The organism is Paenibacillus sp. FSL H3-0457 (assembly GCF_037981725.1).
GTDB lineage: Bacteria > Bacillota > Bacilli > Paenibacillales > Paenibacillaceae > Paenibacillus > Paenibacillus amylolyticus.
The window spans coordinates 38,105-54,240 of record NZ_CP150283.1 but is presented as its reverse complement, the minus strand read 5'-3'; the positions used below and the strand labels follow the sequence as shown (position 1 = coordinate 54,240).

Annotated in this window: 14 protein-coding genes; 1 reads left to right on the top strand and 13 read right to left on the bottom strand. The window is 47.8% G+C overall.

What is annotated here, in order from left to right:
* Positions 1-143: 143 nt before the first annotated feature.
* The 7 genes from mazG to pth form a co-directional block, all read right to left on the bottom strand.
* Positions 144-1,637 (bottom strand): nucleoside triphosphate pyrophosphohydrolase, encoded by a 1,494-nt coding sequence (gene mazG / locus MHH25_RS00245; protein WP_340018844.1) that lies wholly within the window; start codon positions 1,635-1,637, stop codon positions 144-146.
* 149 nt (positions 1,638-1,786) lie between these two features.
* Positions 1,787-3,535: a polysaccharide biosynthesis protein gene (locus MHH25_RS00240; RefSeq protein ID WP_340018843.1), complete on the bottom strand. Its 1,749-nt coding sequence runs from the start codon at positions 3,533-3,535 to the stop codon at positions 1,787-1,789.
* A 166-nt stretch (positions 3,536-3,701) separates the two neighbouring features.
* On the bottom strand, positions 3,702-4,244 hold the full coding sequence (gene spoVT / locus MHH25_RS00235) for a stage V sporulation protein T (protein WP_036606123.1): 543 nt from the start codon (positions 4,242-4,244) through the stop codon (positions 3,702-3,704).
* Positions 4,245-4,574: 330 nt separating this feature from the next.
* Positions 4,575-5,735 (bottom strand): peptidylprolyl isomerase, encoded by a 1,161-nt coding sequence (locus MHH25_RS00230; protein WP_036668467.1) that lies wholly within the window; start codon positions 5,733-5,735, stop codon positions 4,575-4,577.
* The gene (gene mfd / locus MHH25_RS00225) at positions 5,719-9,246 is read right to left on the bottom strand and encodes a transcription-repair coupling factor (RefSeq protein ID WP_036668468.1); all 3,528 of its coding nucleotides are present in this window, start codon (positions 9,244-9,246) and stop codon (positions 5,719-5,721) included. The genes MHH25_RS00230 and mfd overlap by 17 nt, the downstream gene beginning before the upstream one ends.
* Positions 9,247-9,518: 272 nt before the next feature.
* Positions 9,519-9,749, bottom strand: coding sequence for an anti-sigma-F factor Fin family protein (locus MHH25_RS00220; protein WP_017691368.1), 231 nt, complete (start codon positions 9,747-9,749; stop codon positions 9,519-9,521).
* A 97-nt stretch (positions 9,750-9,846) separates the two neighbouring features.
* Positions 9,847-10,407, bottom strand: coding sequence for an aminoacyl-tRNA hydrolase (gene pth, locus MHH25_RS00215; protein ID WP_036606126.1), 561 nt, complete (start codon positions 10,405-10,407; stop codon positions 9,847-9,849).
* A gap of 139 nt (positions 10,408-10,546) precedes the next feature.
* On the opposite strand from pth, the gene MHH25_RS00210 reads away from it, so the two are divergent.
* Positions 10,547-10,747 carry a hypothetical protein gene (locus MHH25_RS00210; protein ID WP_024633712.1) on the top strand — a complete coding sequence of 67 codons (201 nt, stop codon included), beginning with the start codon at positions 10,547-10,549 and terminating at the stop codon, positions 10,745-10,747.
* Positions 10,748-10,953: 206 nt separating this feature from the next.
* Here the strand turns inward: MHH25_RS00210 and MHH25_RS00205 are convergent, their stop codons facing one another.
* The 6 genes from MHH25_RS00205 to ispE all read right to left on the bottom strand — a co-directional run bounded on the left by MHH25_RS00205 (position 10,954) and on the right by ispE (position 16,008).
* On the bottom strand, positions 10,954-11,907 hold the full coding sequence (locus MHH25_RS00205; RefSeq protein WP_017691370.1) for a ribose-phosphate diphosphokinase: 954 nt from the start codon (positions 11,905-11,907) through the stop codon (positions 10,954-10,956).
* A gap of 101 nt (positions 11,908-12,008) precedes the next feature.
* Positions 12,009-13,409: a bifunctional UDP-N-acetylglucosamine diphosphorylase/glucosamine-1-phosphate N-acetyltransferase GlmU gene (gene glmU, locus MHH25_RS00200; protein WP_076320276.1), complete on the bottom strand. Its 1,401-nt coding sequence runs from the start codon at positions 13,407-13,409 to the stop codon at positions 12,009-12,011.
* Positions 13,410-13,477: 68 nt separating this feature from the next.
* A complete protein-coding gene (locus tag MHH25_RS00195) occupies positions 13,478-13,672 on the bottom strand; it encodes a hypothetical protein (RefSeq protein WP_133120450.1) in 195 nt (64 codons plus the stop codon).
* Positions 13,673-13,755: 83 nt separating this feature from the next.
* Positions 13,756-14,040, bottom strand: a complete 285-nt coding sequence (gene spoVG, locus MHH25_RS00190) for a septation regulator SpoVG (RefSeq protein ID WP_017691372.1) — start codon at positions 14,038-14,040, stop codon at positions 13,756-13,758.
* Positions 14,041-14,228: 188 nt separating this feature from the next.
* Entirely contained in the window at positions 14,229-15,056 is an 828-nt protein-coding gene (purR, locus tag MHH25_RS00185; protein ID WP_017691373.1) for a pur operon repressor, read from the bottom strand.
* A 97-nt stretch (positions 15,057-15,153) separates the two neighbouring features.
* A complete protein-coding gene (gene ispE / locus MHH25_RS00180) occupies positions 15,154-16,008 on the bottom strand; it encodes a 4-(cytidine 5'-diphospho)-2-C-methyl-D-erythritol kinase (protein ID WP_339196306.1) in 855 nt (284 codons plus the stop codon).
* Between the last annotated feature and the right edge of the window lie 128 nt (positions 16,009-16,136).

Here is a 16,136-nt window from a genome sequence, read left to right as displayed (position 1 = left end):
AGTCTAAGACCAGTACCCGAAACCATCCGTCGCTAAACACCAACCCCAGTTTACACAGATGAACACATGTTCGTATTATCATAACACACTGCATAGCATGAATGGAATAAGGTTATCTGGCTTTTCCCAGAAAATTGAACCTGTTATAATCCTGCCTTCTTCGCATCCTGCCAGAATTGCTCCATCTCTTCTACATTGCTTTCTGCTGGTGTTCTTCCCTGTTCGCGAAGACGCTCTTCGATGTACTGGAACCGCCCGACAAACTTGCGGTTGGTCGCAGCAAGCGCCTCTTCCGGGTCCGTATCGATGAATCTTGCAACGTTCGCGGCTGCGAATAATAAATCACCCAGTTCGAGCTTCCGTTCTTCCGCAGACTGGCCTTGTTGCACCGCTTCTTTCAACTCCGCCAGTTCTTCCTCGATCTTGGCAAACACGCCTTCAACATCATCCCAGTCAAAGCCTACTTTGGCTGCTTTCTTCTGTAACTTGTATCCCTTCATCAATGCAGGCAAGTCACGCGGTATACCATCCAGCACGGAAACCTTCTGTTGATCCTGGCCTTTGCGCTTCTTCTCCTCTGCCTTCATCTGTTCCCAGTTCTGAAGAGCTTCATTCGCATCTTCTGCCTGATTATCGCCAAAAACATGTGGATGGCGGAAGATCAGCTTATCATTCAAACCTTCGATGACATCATACACATTAAATGTACCAACCTCTTCTTCCATCTGGGAGTGCAATAAAATCTGCAGCAGCAGATCACCCAGTTCTTCTTTCATATGGTCGGGGTCATCCTCATCGATCGTCTCAATGACCTCATAGGTCTCTTCAATCAGGTTTTTGCGAATGGATTGATGCGTCTGCTCCTGATCCCATGGACAGCCACCCGGACTGCGAAGAATATTGACGATCTCATGCAAACGCGCAAAGGATCTGCGACGCAAGGCATCATCGGTGTTCTTCGGTACATAGATCAGTGACAGATTGCCGTACCCTTCGATCCGGTCCAGTTCGTGCAATGGAATCTTGTGAATGACCTCCTGACCCTGCACACCCAACGCATGACCCACAAATACCGGATAATCATCCGGGTAAACCTCCATCAGGCATAGCTTCACATCCGAAGCAGTGAACACATCGTAGACTTGTCCGATCAACGTATGTAGCTGTGGTTGTACCAGTTCCGTGTTCAGGCTGCTGGCATCCAGAAGTTGAAAACCTTCGATTGGATCGAATCCAAGTCGTATAAAAGCTTCATCTAGGAAGCTCTCCCCGCCCATCACACGCAGTGAAATACCCATCTGCGGACAACGCTCTTTGAGTAGGCGCACACTTGCTTCTGCCACCATGGGATGACCCGGAACGGCATACACAACTTCGGTTCCGGCCTCACCCTTGCGAGCAGCCTCTATCAGTTGGTTCGCGATCTCATCATATACTTCGGGGAAGGAGGACTTCGCCTCATAGATGGCATCAAATGATGTCATCTCCAGCCCCTCTTGCTTCAGATCATTCAATACGGGATGATCCAGGGTACGTACATACAGCGTAGCTGCATGTTTCATTTTTTTGATAATACCTACGGTCAGTTGGTCTGCATCTCCAGATCCAAGACCCACTACGGTTAAAGCTGCACTCATTACGTAAACCTCCATCCGGACTATCCTGTCCAGGCTCAATGATTCATCATGCCTGAACAGGACTAATTACACGTATTATACCAGAATCATTCGATATCCTATAATTGCATATTCGCTGTGCTGGGTGTAGAAGCACTGTGAGCATGGAGCTAGCGCAGCACACGCAGTCTGCGCAGCAGCTTGGCAAGGCGAGGCCCCAACTTAGGCACAGCCGCCAGCTCCGCGGCAGTCAGTAGCCCTGTCCGGGCCGCCGCCAGCAAGAACACGGCCGAGCCTGCGGCAATGCCCAGCAGGCTCACGCCCATCGCGGCCAGCCTGCGGTTGGCCGCGATCCCCATGCCGCCGAGCACGGCTTCGGCGGCCCAGGCAGTGCCTAACGCCGCCAGACTCATGGCGGCGATCACCAGCGCCGGCTTCGCCAGAACGGCGCCAGGGGCAGGGCGCAGCGCGACAAGCCGCGCCAGCAGCGCCACATTCAGGCCAGCCGCCAGCATGTAGGCGACTGCGCCTGCCAGAGCCGCGCCGCTGATGCCCAGCGCCGGCACAAGCATAACGTTCAGCAGCGCCTTGACGCCTGCGGCGGCCAGCATGCTGAACGCGGGTGCGCGCACGGCGCCGAGGCCTTGCAGCAGCGCCGCCGCAATAATGCTGACGGTGCTGCCCGCAGCCGTCAGCGCCATGTACCGCAGTGCTTCGGTGCCTGCGGCATCTCCGTACAGCATGCGGTTAATCGGCTCCGCCAGCACCGCGAGACCCGCGGATGCCGCCAGGCCGATCAACCAGAACCAGCGCAGCGCGAGGCCTGCTTGCTGCCGGACGGCTTCTGGCCCGCCCTTTAACCGGGCTTCCGCCATCGCCGGAATAAAGAGCACAGATAGTGACGTGGCCAGCATCGTCACCAGTTGAACCAGCGGCAATCCACGGTTATAGATGCCGAAGGAAACCATCGACTGAAGTTCATCCAGCCCTTCTCCTCGTAGAAGCCGTGGCACGGTGAAGGTATCCACCAGATTCATCAACGGCACGGCGAGTGACCCGAGACAGACGGGAATGGCATACATGAGTAGCGTCTTGATCCACTCCCCATTGGATCGTGATCTTTCTGCCAGAGTCGGGTTAATAGCACTCACCGTTTTTTTCAGCGGCGTAACCGGTGTATTCTCCTGACGCTCATGACGATCTGATCCAACCTCCCCGCCTTTACTGCTCCATTCCGAATCCAATTGTTCGGTGACGACTTCCCTGCCTTTCCGCCGATGACGGACCATGTAACCTAACATGGTTAACAGTCCAACCATTCCACCAGCAACGGAGCCCATCATGGCACCAGCAGCAATAGTCTCAAGCGAAGCATCCCGTCTCATCAACCACAGAAGAAGAACAATCATGACGGTGACACGTATCGTCTGCTCCACCACTTGTGATACTGCTGTTGGAACCATCTGCTGTAATCCCTGAAAATATCCACGCAGCCCTGTCATCACCGGTACGAATAATAACGCCCATGAAGCAGCACGAATCGATGGAACCACATGGCGGTTGCCAATCATGTCAGCGATCAGCGGCGCACCTGCATACATCAAGAGCGCCATTATAATTCCAATTCCCCCGAGCAGTAGGGAAGATAGTCGAATAATTCTTCTGCTCTCGTCTGGTCTTCCGAGTGCGTTCTGTTCTGCTACGAATTTGGATACGGCCAGCGGCAGCCCTGCAGTAGCAAGCGTGATAATGAGCATATATAACGGATACACCGTATTGTAGATGCCAAATACACCGTCTCCCCCCAGATTCTGCAGCGGAATCTTCTGAAAAGCACCAATGATTTTAGAGATAATGGCAGCAAGCCCAAGTATAAATGCACCCTGTAGCAGCCTTGAGCCTGTAGACGGCTGTTTCATAAGTCCCTCCCGCGTAATCCTTTTAAGCATACCTTGCTATTATAACTGCCTGAAGGCACACAGACTAACCCTCCCCCATCACAATCATCCGGATTAACTTTGTTGTCCCTTAAAATGCAAAAACTCCCGTATGCCCAAGACAGGGCACCAGGAGTTGATCTGCGGTCTATTGTTCCATTTGCTTGCCAAGGAAACCAGCAGCCGTCTCAGACATCTTCACTTCCATCTGAGACATCTTCACCGATTCATCCTTATTAAACAGGATAACCGTTCCGATGGGGTCACCACCTGAAATAATCGGCGCAATAACAAAAGAGGATAACGTCTCGTCATGATCTTTGCTAAGTTCATAAGAACCATTGTTTGTTTCCAGAATGGTCTTCCTGTTTTCCATACATCCCTCTAACAGCTGACCTACCTGCTTGTCCAAATATTCTTTCTTGGAGCCGCCTGCCACCGTGATAATGGTATCCCGGTCAGAAATCATCGTTACATGTCCTGTACTCTCATACAGGGATTCTGCATATTCTTTGGCAAAATCACCAAGTTCGCCAATTGGCGAATATTTTTTAAGGATAACTTCTCCATCACGATCCACGAAAATTTCCAGTGGATCACCTTCACGAATACGTAACGTACGGCGGATTTCTTTTGGAATGACCACACGACCAAGGTCATCTATACGGCGGACAATACCAGTAGCTTTCATTTCACATGTTGCCCCACTTTCTCGAGAAGATTTTTCAACTACTGTTCCTTAATGGGTAGAGGAAAGTCCCAGAACGTTTAGTGTGATATCTTGACCATAGTATTCATCTGTTCCCATTTCCTTATACATGCTTCGGAGAATATAGTTGTGTAACTTTCGAAGAAGGCGACCATGTACCCATACGGCTTGAATGTATACAAGAAGAAGCAAGAAGGAGGTCCTAAGTCCTCCCCTTGCTTCTCTGCATGGTTGTCCATATTTACGAAGTACAAGGCATTCATTCGGGCGAATTCAACCCTGAACGTATGCTAACACAGCAATTTTACCAGCTTACTTGCTGCTTGTACCTTCATCTGTAGTTGCATCTTTGTCTGTTCCAGTCGTACCTTGGTCAGTCTTGGTATCCGTACCTGTGGAGTCATCCGTTTTTGGTTCGGTTGTTTTTTCTCCTTCAGTTCCTGTACCCGTAGTGCCTTCAGTTGTGCCTTCAGTCTTACCTTCTTCAGCTTTTTCTGTTTTTGGCAGTTTAACTTCTTTTACGATTTTGTCCAATTCATTTTGCATGAACGTATCGATTTCGGCTGCAGCCAATTGGCTCTTCAGACTTTCTTTTTGTTCAGCCGTCAATTTGGCAAAGTCAGCTTCAGTACGAGCTTCCACTTTCATGACGTGGTAACCGTACTCTGTCTCTACTGGATCACTGATCTTATTCAGTGGCAATGTTTTTGCAGCTTCCTTAAATGCTTCCACCCAGCTACCTACAGGTGTATTTTCATACAGTCCACCCTTTTCAGCAGAACCTGGATCTTCGGAATATTTTTTTGCAATTTCAGCAAAATCAGCTCCGCCATCCAACTTGGTTTTTACTTCTTTTGCAATTTTAAGTGCATCTTCTTTTTTACGCTCTTTTTGCGTTTTTGGATCTGTGAAGTTAATCAGCACGTGACGAACGGAAGCCGTTGTGAACTGATCTTTGTTTTTCTCAAACTCAGCCTTGATTGCATCGTCCGTAACGCCTGTTTCTTTATCTTTGATTACTGTCATGATCCGAGTCATGTAGTCTTTAATGTTGTCGTCAGTCAGTTTCTGAGCTTTGAGCATTTCTGTCCATTGATCTGCCTGAACAGAAGCTTTCATTTTATCGAATTGCTCAGTTGCCGCTTTTGTACCTGCTGTTTTGGCTTCTTCACTTGCTTTACCACTCAGATATTCATAAGCAACTTCCTGTTTCACCAGATACTCTTTGAAATCGTCCATATCCATCATTTGTGCATACTCCGGATAGAGGAATTTCATGACACGTTGCTCCATATCGAATTCATTGGCTGTAATAGTACCACCATCATACGTAGCGACTACAGCACTTGTATCCGTCGATTCCGGTGTTTTTGCTTCTTCTTTCTTGCCACATGCAGCAAGCAGTGATAAGGATAGTACTGCGACCATGCTCACAGACAGTACTTTTCCTACTTTTTTATACTTTGGTAACATCCTTTAGTTCCCCCTTTGATTTAAAAGCAGTTTTCATGGACTCCAGAATTTTCTCTACCAGCTCCATCAGTTGCTTATCCCCAAGCCCCTTGCCTTTAGCGTGAATCAGCATATGGGGTCCTTGTTCAAATTGTACACGTCTTTCGAACTGATTTCCAATGTGCGCGATTTTCGAGAGTTCAAAGGCATGTTCACGCCCTTCATAGAACTTCACGGTAATGTCCTCACCACGTTGGGAAATGGACTCAATACCGTAGATTTTGCCGTATACTTTCATCCGCGCAACAGCCAGCAAGTTAATGACGGCTTCCGGAAGATCACCGAATCGGTCAACCAATTCGTCTTCCAACTCCATCGCATCGTCGAAGGATGCAATGACCGCCACTTTTTTGTAGATCTCAATCTTCTGAATACTGTCATAGATATAATCGGACGGCAAGTAGGCATCGATACTGAGATCCAGGGTTGTGTTCCACTGGTCTGAAGGTACCGGCTCTTCGCCAAGCATCGTAACTTTGCGTTTGTTGATCTCCTCTGCAAGCATCTGGGAATACAGATCAAACCCGACGGAAGCGATGAAACCATGCTGCTCCGCTCCTAGCAGATTTCCCGCACCACGAATCGACAAGTCACGCATGGCAATTTTGAATCCTGAACCCAGTTCGGTAAATTCTTTGATTGATTGCAGACGTTTCTCAGCAACTTCAGTAAGCACTTTATCCCGTTGGTACGTAAAATAGGCATACGCAATACGGTTGGAACGACCCACACGTCCGCGCAGTTGATACAGCTGGGAGAGTCCCATTTTATCCGCATCATGTACGATCAGTGTATTTACGTTCGGAATATCTACCCCGGTCTCGATGATACTTGTGCTCACAAGCACGTCATATTCACCATCCAGGAAGTCCAGAATCGTTTTCTCCAGCTCTGTTTCCGACATCTGACCATGTCCTACACCAACTTTGGCTTCAGGCACAAGTTCAGAAATTTCGGCTGCCATCTCCTGGATTCCCTGAACACGGTTGTAGAGGTAATACACTTGCCCACCACGGGCAAGCTCACGCTCAATGGCTTCACGAACAAGCGCCTGGCTGTGTTCAACCACATAGGTCTGCACCGGGAAACGATTCTCTGGTGGAGTCTCAATAACGGACAGATCACGCACACCCAGCATGGACATATGAAGCGTACGCGGAATCGGCGTTGCCGTCAGTGTCAGCACGTCTACATTGGTTTTCAGCTTCTTCAGTTTTTCCTTATGGGTTACACCGAAGCGCTGTTCTTCATCAACAATGAGCAGTCCCAGGTCTTTGAACACCAGATCCTGCGACAGCAATCGATGTGTCCCGATGACAATATCCACTGTACCTGCCTTGATGCCTTTGGCTGTTTCATTCTGCTCTTTACGGGAGCGGAACCGGCTAAGCACATGAATGTTGAACGGATAACCGGAGAAGCGCTCACGGAACGTCTCAAAATGCTGCTGTGCCAAAATGGTTGTTGGCACGAGTACAGCCACCTGTTTGCCTTCAATAGCTGCTTTAAATGCAGCCCGAATAGCCACCTCGGTTTTGCCGTAACCAACATCCCCACACAATAAACGATCCATTGGACGGTTTTGTTCCATGTCCTTTTTGATTTCTTCGATCGCACGCACCTGATCACGTGTCTCATCGTAAGGGAACATGTCCTCAAACTCCTGCTGCTCCGCAGAATCCTTGTCGAATCCAAACCCTTTGGAGGTCTGACGCTCTGCATACAGCTTAATTAGATCATCAGCAATATCCTGTACGGATGTGCGGACTTTATTTTTGACCCGTGTCCACTCATTGCCGCCTAGCTTGTATATTTTCGGTTCTTTCTCTTCGGATCCAACATATTTTTGAATCAGATCGATCTGCTCAATAGGTACAGACAGTTTGTCTCCACCCGCATAGAGAATATGCATGTAGTCCTTATGAATACCGCCAACCTCGAGGGTGCCGATCCCCAGGTACTTACCAATCCCGTGGTTCTGATGAACGACATAATCGCCCACTTTTAGCTCGCTATAGGATTTGATCCGTTCAGCATTATCCACATTCCGAATCGGTTTGCGTACTTTACGCTGTTTTTGCGAGAACATCTCGCCCTCGGTCACAACAGCCAAATGAATGGACGGCATTTCAAATCCCGTTTGCAAATTACCGATCATCATCTCTGGCTCTAGAATATCATAGTCCATCAGTACCCGGCGCATCCGCTCGAGTCGCTCCTCACCGTTCGCCAGCATGAGCACTTTGACTCCGGCCTTCTGCCAACGCTCCATCTCTGCCTTCAGTACGTTCATCTGTCCATGGAAATCCTGCATACCACGACTGATGAAGTTCAGAATGTTTTGTGGTTGAGTGTGTGGAACTTGGCGCAAAAAGATCGACATAAACAGCGTCTGGAATGGACGCTCATACAAGAGTTCATCACCGTCTGCGGATAATGGAAGATCCGGAAGTGTTTTTCCGTTTTGCATCAAATGCAGGTTCCACTCTGATTCATCACGGTCCAGCTGTTTCGATGTCTCCGATAGTCTGGCAGGCTCATCAAGAACCAGCAGGGTATCTTCTGGCATATAGTCATAGATCGTTTTGTTCTCCGGATAGAGCGGAGAAATATATTTATACATTTCGGAGAAATACACGTGTTCCCGCAAAAGCTCGATCTCCCGGTGAATTTCCTCACGAAGACGCAGCTTCGCCTGCCGGTCCGTCATTTTCTCCAGCTGTTGCTCCAGCAAAAGAGCAGCCGCATCGGCAGCCTTTTCCATACGTTCACGATCTGCAATTAACTCCTTGCATGGTAAAACCGTAATTTCTTCAATCCGTTCAATCGAACGCTGATCCGCTGGATCAAATGTCCGAATGGAGTCGATCTCATCATCAAATAACTCCACCCGATATGCGATCGATGAAGTAACCGGATAGAAGTCGATGATACCTCCGCGTACACTCATCTCACCACGAGATTCCACGCGTTCCACACGCTCGTATCCGAGCTTTACCATCTCCAGCAGGAAGGAGTCCAGTTGAAGTGTGTTACCCTGTTTGATCAAAATTCGAGCATTGGCCATCACTTCCGGAAGCGGAACATAACGTCTTACCCCGGAAAAAGGAATAACAACAACGCCCCTGAATCCCTGGGCGCAACGGACCAACACATCAATACGCTGACCCAATGTTTCCGGGCTGGAAACAGCAGCTTCCGCAGCGACAAGTTCGTTGGCAGGATAGATCAACACCTGATCAGGTGAAAGCGCTTCCTGTAAATCTTCTGCAATTTTTTGAGCTGAAAACATATTGTGTGTTACTACGAGCAATGGTCGGTTCATTTCCTGATGCAAGGCAGCCAGCATAATCTGACGCGCCGAGCCGGATAAACCCGAAACCAATTGTTCCTTCATGCCGGACTTGATTCCGGCTGTAATGGATCCGAAGTCCGGATCTTTGGAAAAAGCCTGTATAAGTGCTTGTAACAAAAGGGGCACCTCTCTTATAACTTACTTGATTATCTCACGCATACGCGTAGCATCACTATTAAAATGGATACAAATTCCTTTTTGTCCTGTTTCATCATATCGGATTACTCGCAACATTGCCACATCTGTTGATGCGGCTGAGCCTGATTTCGAGATAGCCATGACTTTCATGCCAACTGAAAAGAAGCCTCAGCAGGCTGCCAAGGCTATAAAAGGTGGAGCGTTATTACGCAACCGCCCTCAACTGTCATTCGATCCTGTACAGGCGATGTCTACTGAAGCGGACTCGCGAGCAGGCTAAGCTCCGGATTGTGCTCCAGGGCTTCCTTACAGTAATCACATGTAATCCGAACGGTAATGTCACCACCGGAATTATACGCTATTATATCCCTCCGCTCGTCGGGGGTCAAGAAATGAAAGCCGAGCTCTACTTCCGTTATCCGGGCAGAATCGATTCGTCCAATAAAGGTACGGCAATGCCTACATACGTAATTCACTGACATGTTTATGCCTCCTGAACATGGTTTATACATCCAGTATGTCCAGTATGGCTGAATCGAACCCGTCTTTATGATCATTTTACCAGTATGCCTTACAAAATTAACCGTTAAACTTCGCCATTGTTTGTTCAAACGTATGAGTCAAGCTATGCTCCAGAGCATCACATGTTTGCTCAATGGTCTGATCAAGGGCTTCCTTTTCTTTCTTCATAAATGTCGACAGTACATAATCAACAATGGCATGTCCTGGTTCAGGCCGGGATATTCCCATGCGCACCCGGTTAAACTGCTGTGTACCGGTATGCTGAATAATGGACTTGATTCCATTATGTCCGCCTGCACTACCTTGGTAACGCAATCTGACTTTGCCAATCTCTGTATCCATGTCGTCGTACACAACAATCAGATCTTCAAGACTAACTTTATAAAAATCCATATATGCTCGAACCGATTCACCAGACAAGTTCATATAGGTCATTGGTTTGATCAGTACGGTTTTCACACCGCCAATATTGCCTTCTCCAATCAGCGCTTTACATTTATTCTGTGTAATGGAGATATTATGACGATCAGCCAACCGATCCAGTGCCATAAAACCGATATTATGACGGGTTTTGGCATAGTTCGAGCCTGGATTTCCAAGTCCGACAATCCACTTCATCTTGTTCCCTCCTTCGGATTAGCCTGAGGTGAGGCATAGACTTCGAATCTTATATTTCATATAATATCAAGAAAGTAAAGATCGATTTACTGTAGTGTTCACAGTTAATATTTTATCGACCCAGGAAGGTGAGCGGGTTTTGCGCGAAGACAATGGACAACTGACTCAACATAGCGATTTTATCTATCATCTCGAATATCACGTACCTGTACAGGTATACGACCGCGACACCCATATTGAGATTGGTCTAATCACACGTTTCGATAATCAATTCGTCGAAATTGCCGACACGCTTTTTCATCGGCGTCGTTTCCGATTTATCTCCCGCCCCGGGTATTAACCATATAAGATGAACGAACCATTTTACACTGGATCACTGCGCGTGCAGAAACATCTTCCGATCGCTGTTATCGTGTAAATTAGTAGTTCAACTTATATGGACTGAACAGCGTCTGTTTCACTTTTAATAAAACGGCACGCCGACAGGGGTTACATTTTCCATTGAACCGGAAAACGTAACCCCTCTACTACTTTATGCAGACATCCTTATTCAATTTCAAACAGCTTGCTGATTGACAATTCCTCATGAACCCGGATAATCGCTTCTCCGAGCAAAGGCGCTACAGACAACACTTTGAGTTTGCTTGTCGGATTAGCATGCGTAATTGGAATAGTATCCGTTACGATGACTTCCTTCAATGGTGCATTCTCCAAACGTTCCATCGCAGGTCCGGACAATACCGGGTGAGTACAGCACGCGTATACTTCTTTTACGCCGCCTTCCATCAGAGCATTCGCTCCCAGTACAATCGTTCCCGCCGTGTCAATAATGTCATCGATCAGGATAGCTGTTTTACCCTCGATGTTACCGATAATGTTCATCACTTCGCTCACATTTGGCTCAGGACGACGTTTATCGATAATCGCCAGGGGTGCATTCAGGAAATCAGCCAGTTTACGTGCGCGCACTACGCCACCGTGGTCAGGCGACACAACAACCGGATTTTCGATCTGTTTCGACCGGAAATATTGAGCCAGAATTGGCACGCCAAGCAAATGGTCGACTGGAATGTCGAAGAATCCCTGGATCTGCATTGCATGCAAGTCCATCGCGATGACACGGGTTGCACCCGCTTTTTCAATCAGGTTAGCAACCAGTTTCGCTGTAATCGGGTCACGTGAACGTGCCTTGCGATCCTGTCTTGCATAGCCATAGTAAGGAATAACGACGTTAATCGTCTTGGCAGATGCCCGTTTGAGTGCATCAATCATAACGAGCATTTCCATCAGGTTATCATTAACCGGCAAGCAAGTGGACTGCACGATATAAACGTGACAACCCCGAACACTCTCGGAGAGTTTCACTTGAATCTCGCCATCACTAAAGCTGGTTGTGTGAGATTCACCCATGGGGATCCCGATATAATCAGCAATTTGATGGGCAAGCTTGGGGTTAGAATTGCAAGTAAATATTTTTAATTTCGAATCAAAATAAGTCATAAAATAAAAACCCTCCGTGCTGGTTCATTGGAATCAATAAGCGTCTGCGACATGTCGGCACCTCCCCGATCTTCGGGAGGCAATCTTGTTATCAAAACCCCTTATTGGGGTTTGGCATTTTGTTTCTTGGCTTTGGCACGTCCGCGAATCTTCTCCGCATAACCAGGTTTATTCTCCTGACGTGGACGAGCAATGGCCAGATCATTCTCGGGAACGGAATGGGTAACGGTGGAGCCAGCAACCACATAAGCGCCTTTTCCTACCGTAATCGGTGCAATCAGATTGACGTTGCTGCCTACAAAAGCATCATCTTCAATCGTTGTCACAGCTTTATTATAACCATCATAATTGACAGTTATTGCCCCGCATCCAACATTTACGTTTTTCCCTACTTTGGCATCTCCAATATAGCTGAGATGAGATACTTTGGAACCTTCATCAATTGTAGCATTTTTCACTTCAACAAAGTCACCAATTTTTACGTTGCGACCCAGCTTAGTCCCTGGACGCAAATTAGCAAATGGACCTACCGTTGCATCAGAACCAACCTCGGCATTGGATACTACCGAATGTTTAATCGTAACTCCGTCCTGAATAACGCTGTCTTCCACATCTGCCTGAGGACCAATATGACATGCTTCACCGATGGAAGTTGTGCCTTTGAGGATCGTCCCCGGATACAGAACTGTATCTGATCCAATCGTAACATCCGCTCCGATATATGTCGATGACGGATCAATGATTGTCACACCGTTCAACATATGGCGTACGGCAAGACGTTCACGCATGAAGGCTTCGGCTTGTGAAAGTGCAAGTCGGTCGTTAACCCCGATGGATTCTGCGATGTCATCCGACATGTAAGCTTCAACCACTTCTCCATCATTGCGGAAAATGCCAACTACGTCTGTGAGATAATACTCTCCCTGAGCGTTCTGGTTCGTCACTTTTTCCAAGGCAGCGAACAATTTTGCATTATCGAAACAGTATGTGCCTGTGTTAATCTCATTCACAGCATCTTCCTGCTCTGTGCAATCCTTTTGTTCCACAATCCGTTGTACAGATCCATCTTCTCCGCGAATGACGCGGCCATAACCTTTGGGATTGTCCAACTGAGCCGTAAGAACTGTGGCTGCTGCTCCGCTGCTCTCATGCAGCTTCATCAGACCTTCCAACGTCTCACTGGTCACAAGTGGTGTATCTCCGCAGACCACAATCGTAGAGCCAGTTTCACCGCCAAGCAAGGATTTAACCTGCTTCACTGCATGACCTGTACCCAGTTGTTCCGCCTGAAGTGTGTACTCCGCTCTGGAACCCAAAAATGACTGCACCGCTTCGGCACCATGACCGACTACAACTACACTGCGTTCAACGCCTGCGCTGAGTGCTGCATCCAGCACATGTCCAACCATAGGTTTACCGCATACGGGATGCAGTACTTTGTACAATTTTGATTTCATTCGTTTTCCTTGCCCTGCGGCAAGAACGATTGCCATTCGTTTCAAAATTAACGACCTCCTGTTCTGAAAATCCCATTGAAATGCATTGCTGATCTATATCCAATGAGTATCGTTCAGCCGGCTTCAAGCCGGTCCTGTTCATCGCCTGCTGTCTCTGTAATCACACGTAACAACGCGGACACCAACGAATCGTGACCTATATGTATACGCCGTGTACCTGCGAGCTTAACCGAATCCCAATAATTCCTAAGATGCCGCCCTGCCACCAAGCGCACGATGCGCTTTTTGTTCTCTGCTAATAAACTCAATACTGAATATATCTTATTCCGGTCAAAAAGAAAAGAGAGCCATAAGACATGGCTCTCTTTTCCTTCGAACCCCAATAATGTTCTCAGGCACCTTCTTCAATGACTTCTTCCTCAGTTGCCGCACGATCGTATTCAGTCAAAACTGCTGCCTGAATCTTCTCACGCGTACCAGAAGAGATCGGGTGGGCGATATCACGGAACTCTCCATCAGGAGTACGTTTGCTCGGCATAGCAACAAACATTCCGTTGTTACCATCAATGACACGAATGTCATGAACGACGAATTCGTTATCGATGGTAATGGATGCGATAGCCTTCATTCTCCCCTCCGAGTTAACACGGCGGAGTCTGACATCCGTAATTTGCATGTGTGTGTTCACCACCTTTTTCCATCAGAACTTGGTGTATAATTCCACACAGCATATACGAACTCCTTCTTTTTATAACCACAAAAATTTCCTAATTTCAGGAATTTTTTTATTTAATACACAATTCGACAACGTTAGTGCCAGGTCGATGGAAAAGACCTTTTAACGACATAACATTCGTCATCTTTCTACAGGTCAAAATAGTTGCCAGGCTTGACGGAAATCTGTCTGCTCTTGGCATCAACCGCTGTCAGTTTCGCCAGAGATACGTAATCTGTTAACAGGCGTTCTTCTGAATCTACAGAACCAGATTCCACCAGTACCCCTACCCCGGCTACTGTAGCATTAAACTCGGCCAAAAGATCGATCATTCCTTGCACCGTACCCCCGGCCTTCATGAAGTCATCCACAATAAGTACCCTGGAATGCTCACGCATCGCCCTGCGGGACAGGGACATGGTATGCAGACTTTTGTGGGACCCGGATACATAATTGATACTTACGGCCGATCCTTCTGTAGCCTGATGGTCCCTGCGTACGAGCACGACAGGCAGGTTGAGCTGAGCACCGGTCGCATAAGCCAGTGGAATTCCTTTGGTTTCTACCGTCATAACCACATCAATATTCATATTGCCAAAGGCCGTTGCAAAAATCTTGCCGGCTTCATTCATCAATGCGGGCTGACCAAGCAAGTCGGACATGTACAGGTATTCTCCAGGCAAGATCCGATCAGGTTGCGCGAGCTGGGTCGAGAGCCGCTCCGCAAATGCCAATGCCAGTTCTCGGGATACCTTCGGAATCCATCTTACTCCCCCGGCTGCTCCAGCCAGTGTATGCAGTTCTCCTGACCCACCTTCTTCGAACACTTCCTTGATAATCGCCAAATCTTCACTAATTGAAGACTTTGCGGCACCATAACGTTCGGCAAATGTGGTCAACGGAATAACCGTATGCGGTCTGGACAATAAGTATTGCGTCATTTCAACCAGCCTTGCGCTTCGTTTTAACTTCTTCACAGAGATCCATCCTCACGATCACGGAAACATCCAAATCCGAATAATTATTTAAGAATATAACACCTTTATACGTGTTTGTACATTATAAAAGCGAATTTTACGTTAACATACGTACAGCATACACTTCTTTACAGAACCCACGCAGACCATTGTATATCCGGGCAACCTTGGATTCTTTGGAAACCAGACCAAATACCGTTGGACCGCTACCAGACATTAACACGCCGTCTGCACCCAATCGAATCATGGCATCCTTCAGATGCTGAACTTCCGGATACAGCTTCAACGTTACATCTTCAAGCACATTGCCCATCTGGTCACAGACTTCCGTAAATGATTGATTGCGAATAGCCTGCTCCATTTTAGCTGCACTCGGATGACGAACAATCTTGTCACTGCGGAACCTTCCGTACACATCGGCTGTAGACACATTAATCGGAGGCTTGGCCAGAATTACCCAGCATTGCGGCGGATTAGGAATGGGAGTTAACTTCTCACCACGGCCTGTAGCGAGTGCAGTCCCTCCTGTGATACAGAATGGAACATCCGACCCGAGTTCAGCTCCAAGCTCCTGCAGTTCGTGATCCGGTATATTCAACCGCCACAGACGGTTCAATCCACGCAGCGTTGCTGCTGCATCACTGCTGCCGCCGGCAAGACCAGCTGCAACTGGAATCTTTTTATCCAGATGAATATGGACGCCCGTACGCACGTTATAGCGCTCCTTAATGAGTCTGGCTGCCTGGAAAGCCAGATTCTTCTCGTCGAGCGGGATATAACCTGCCTGACTGGAGATGAAAATAGTATCTCGCGGCAGCTCCGACATTTCCAGCCGATCAGCTAGATCGACCATGGTCATGATCATTTCAACTTCATGGAATCCATCGCTTCTTTTATGTAAAACGTCCAGCATCAAATTAATTTTAGCAGGCGCTTTTTCGTAAATTTTCAAGGCGTTCACCCGTCCTCACCTTTTCCCTAAGACAACTTAACATATTATATCAAAATGGGGCTGTCAAGTCATTTGTATTCCGCATCTAAGGGGAAAAAGCGGGGTTATTCCTGACGGATTTCCCCGCT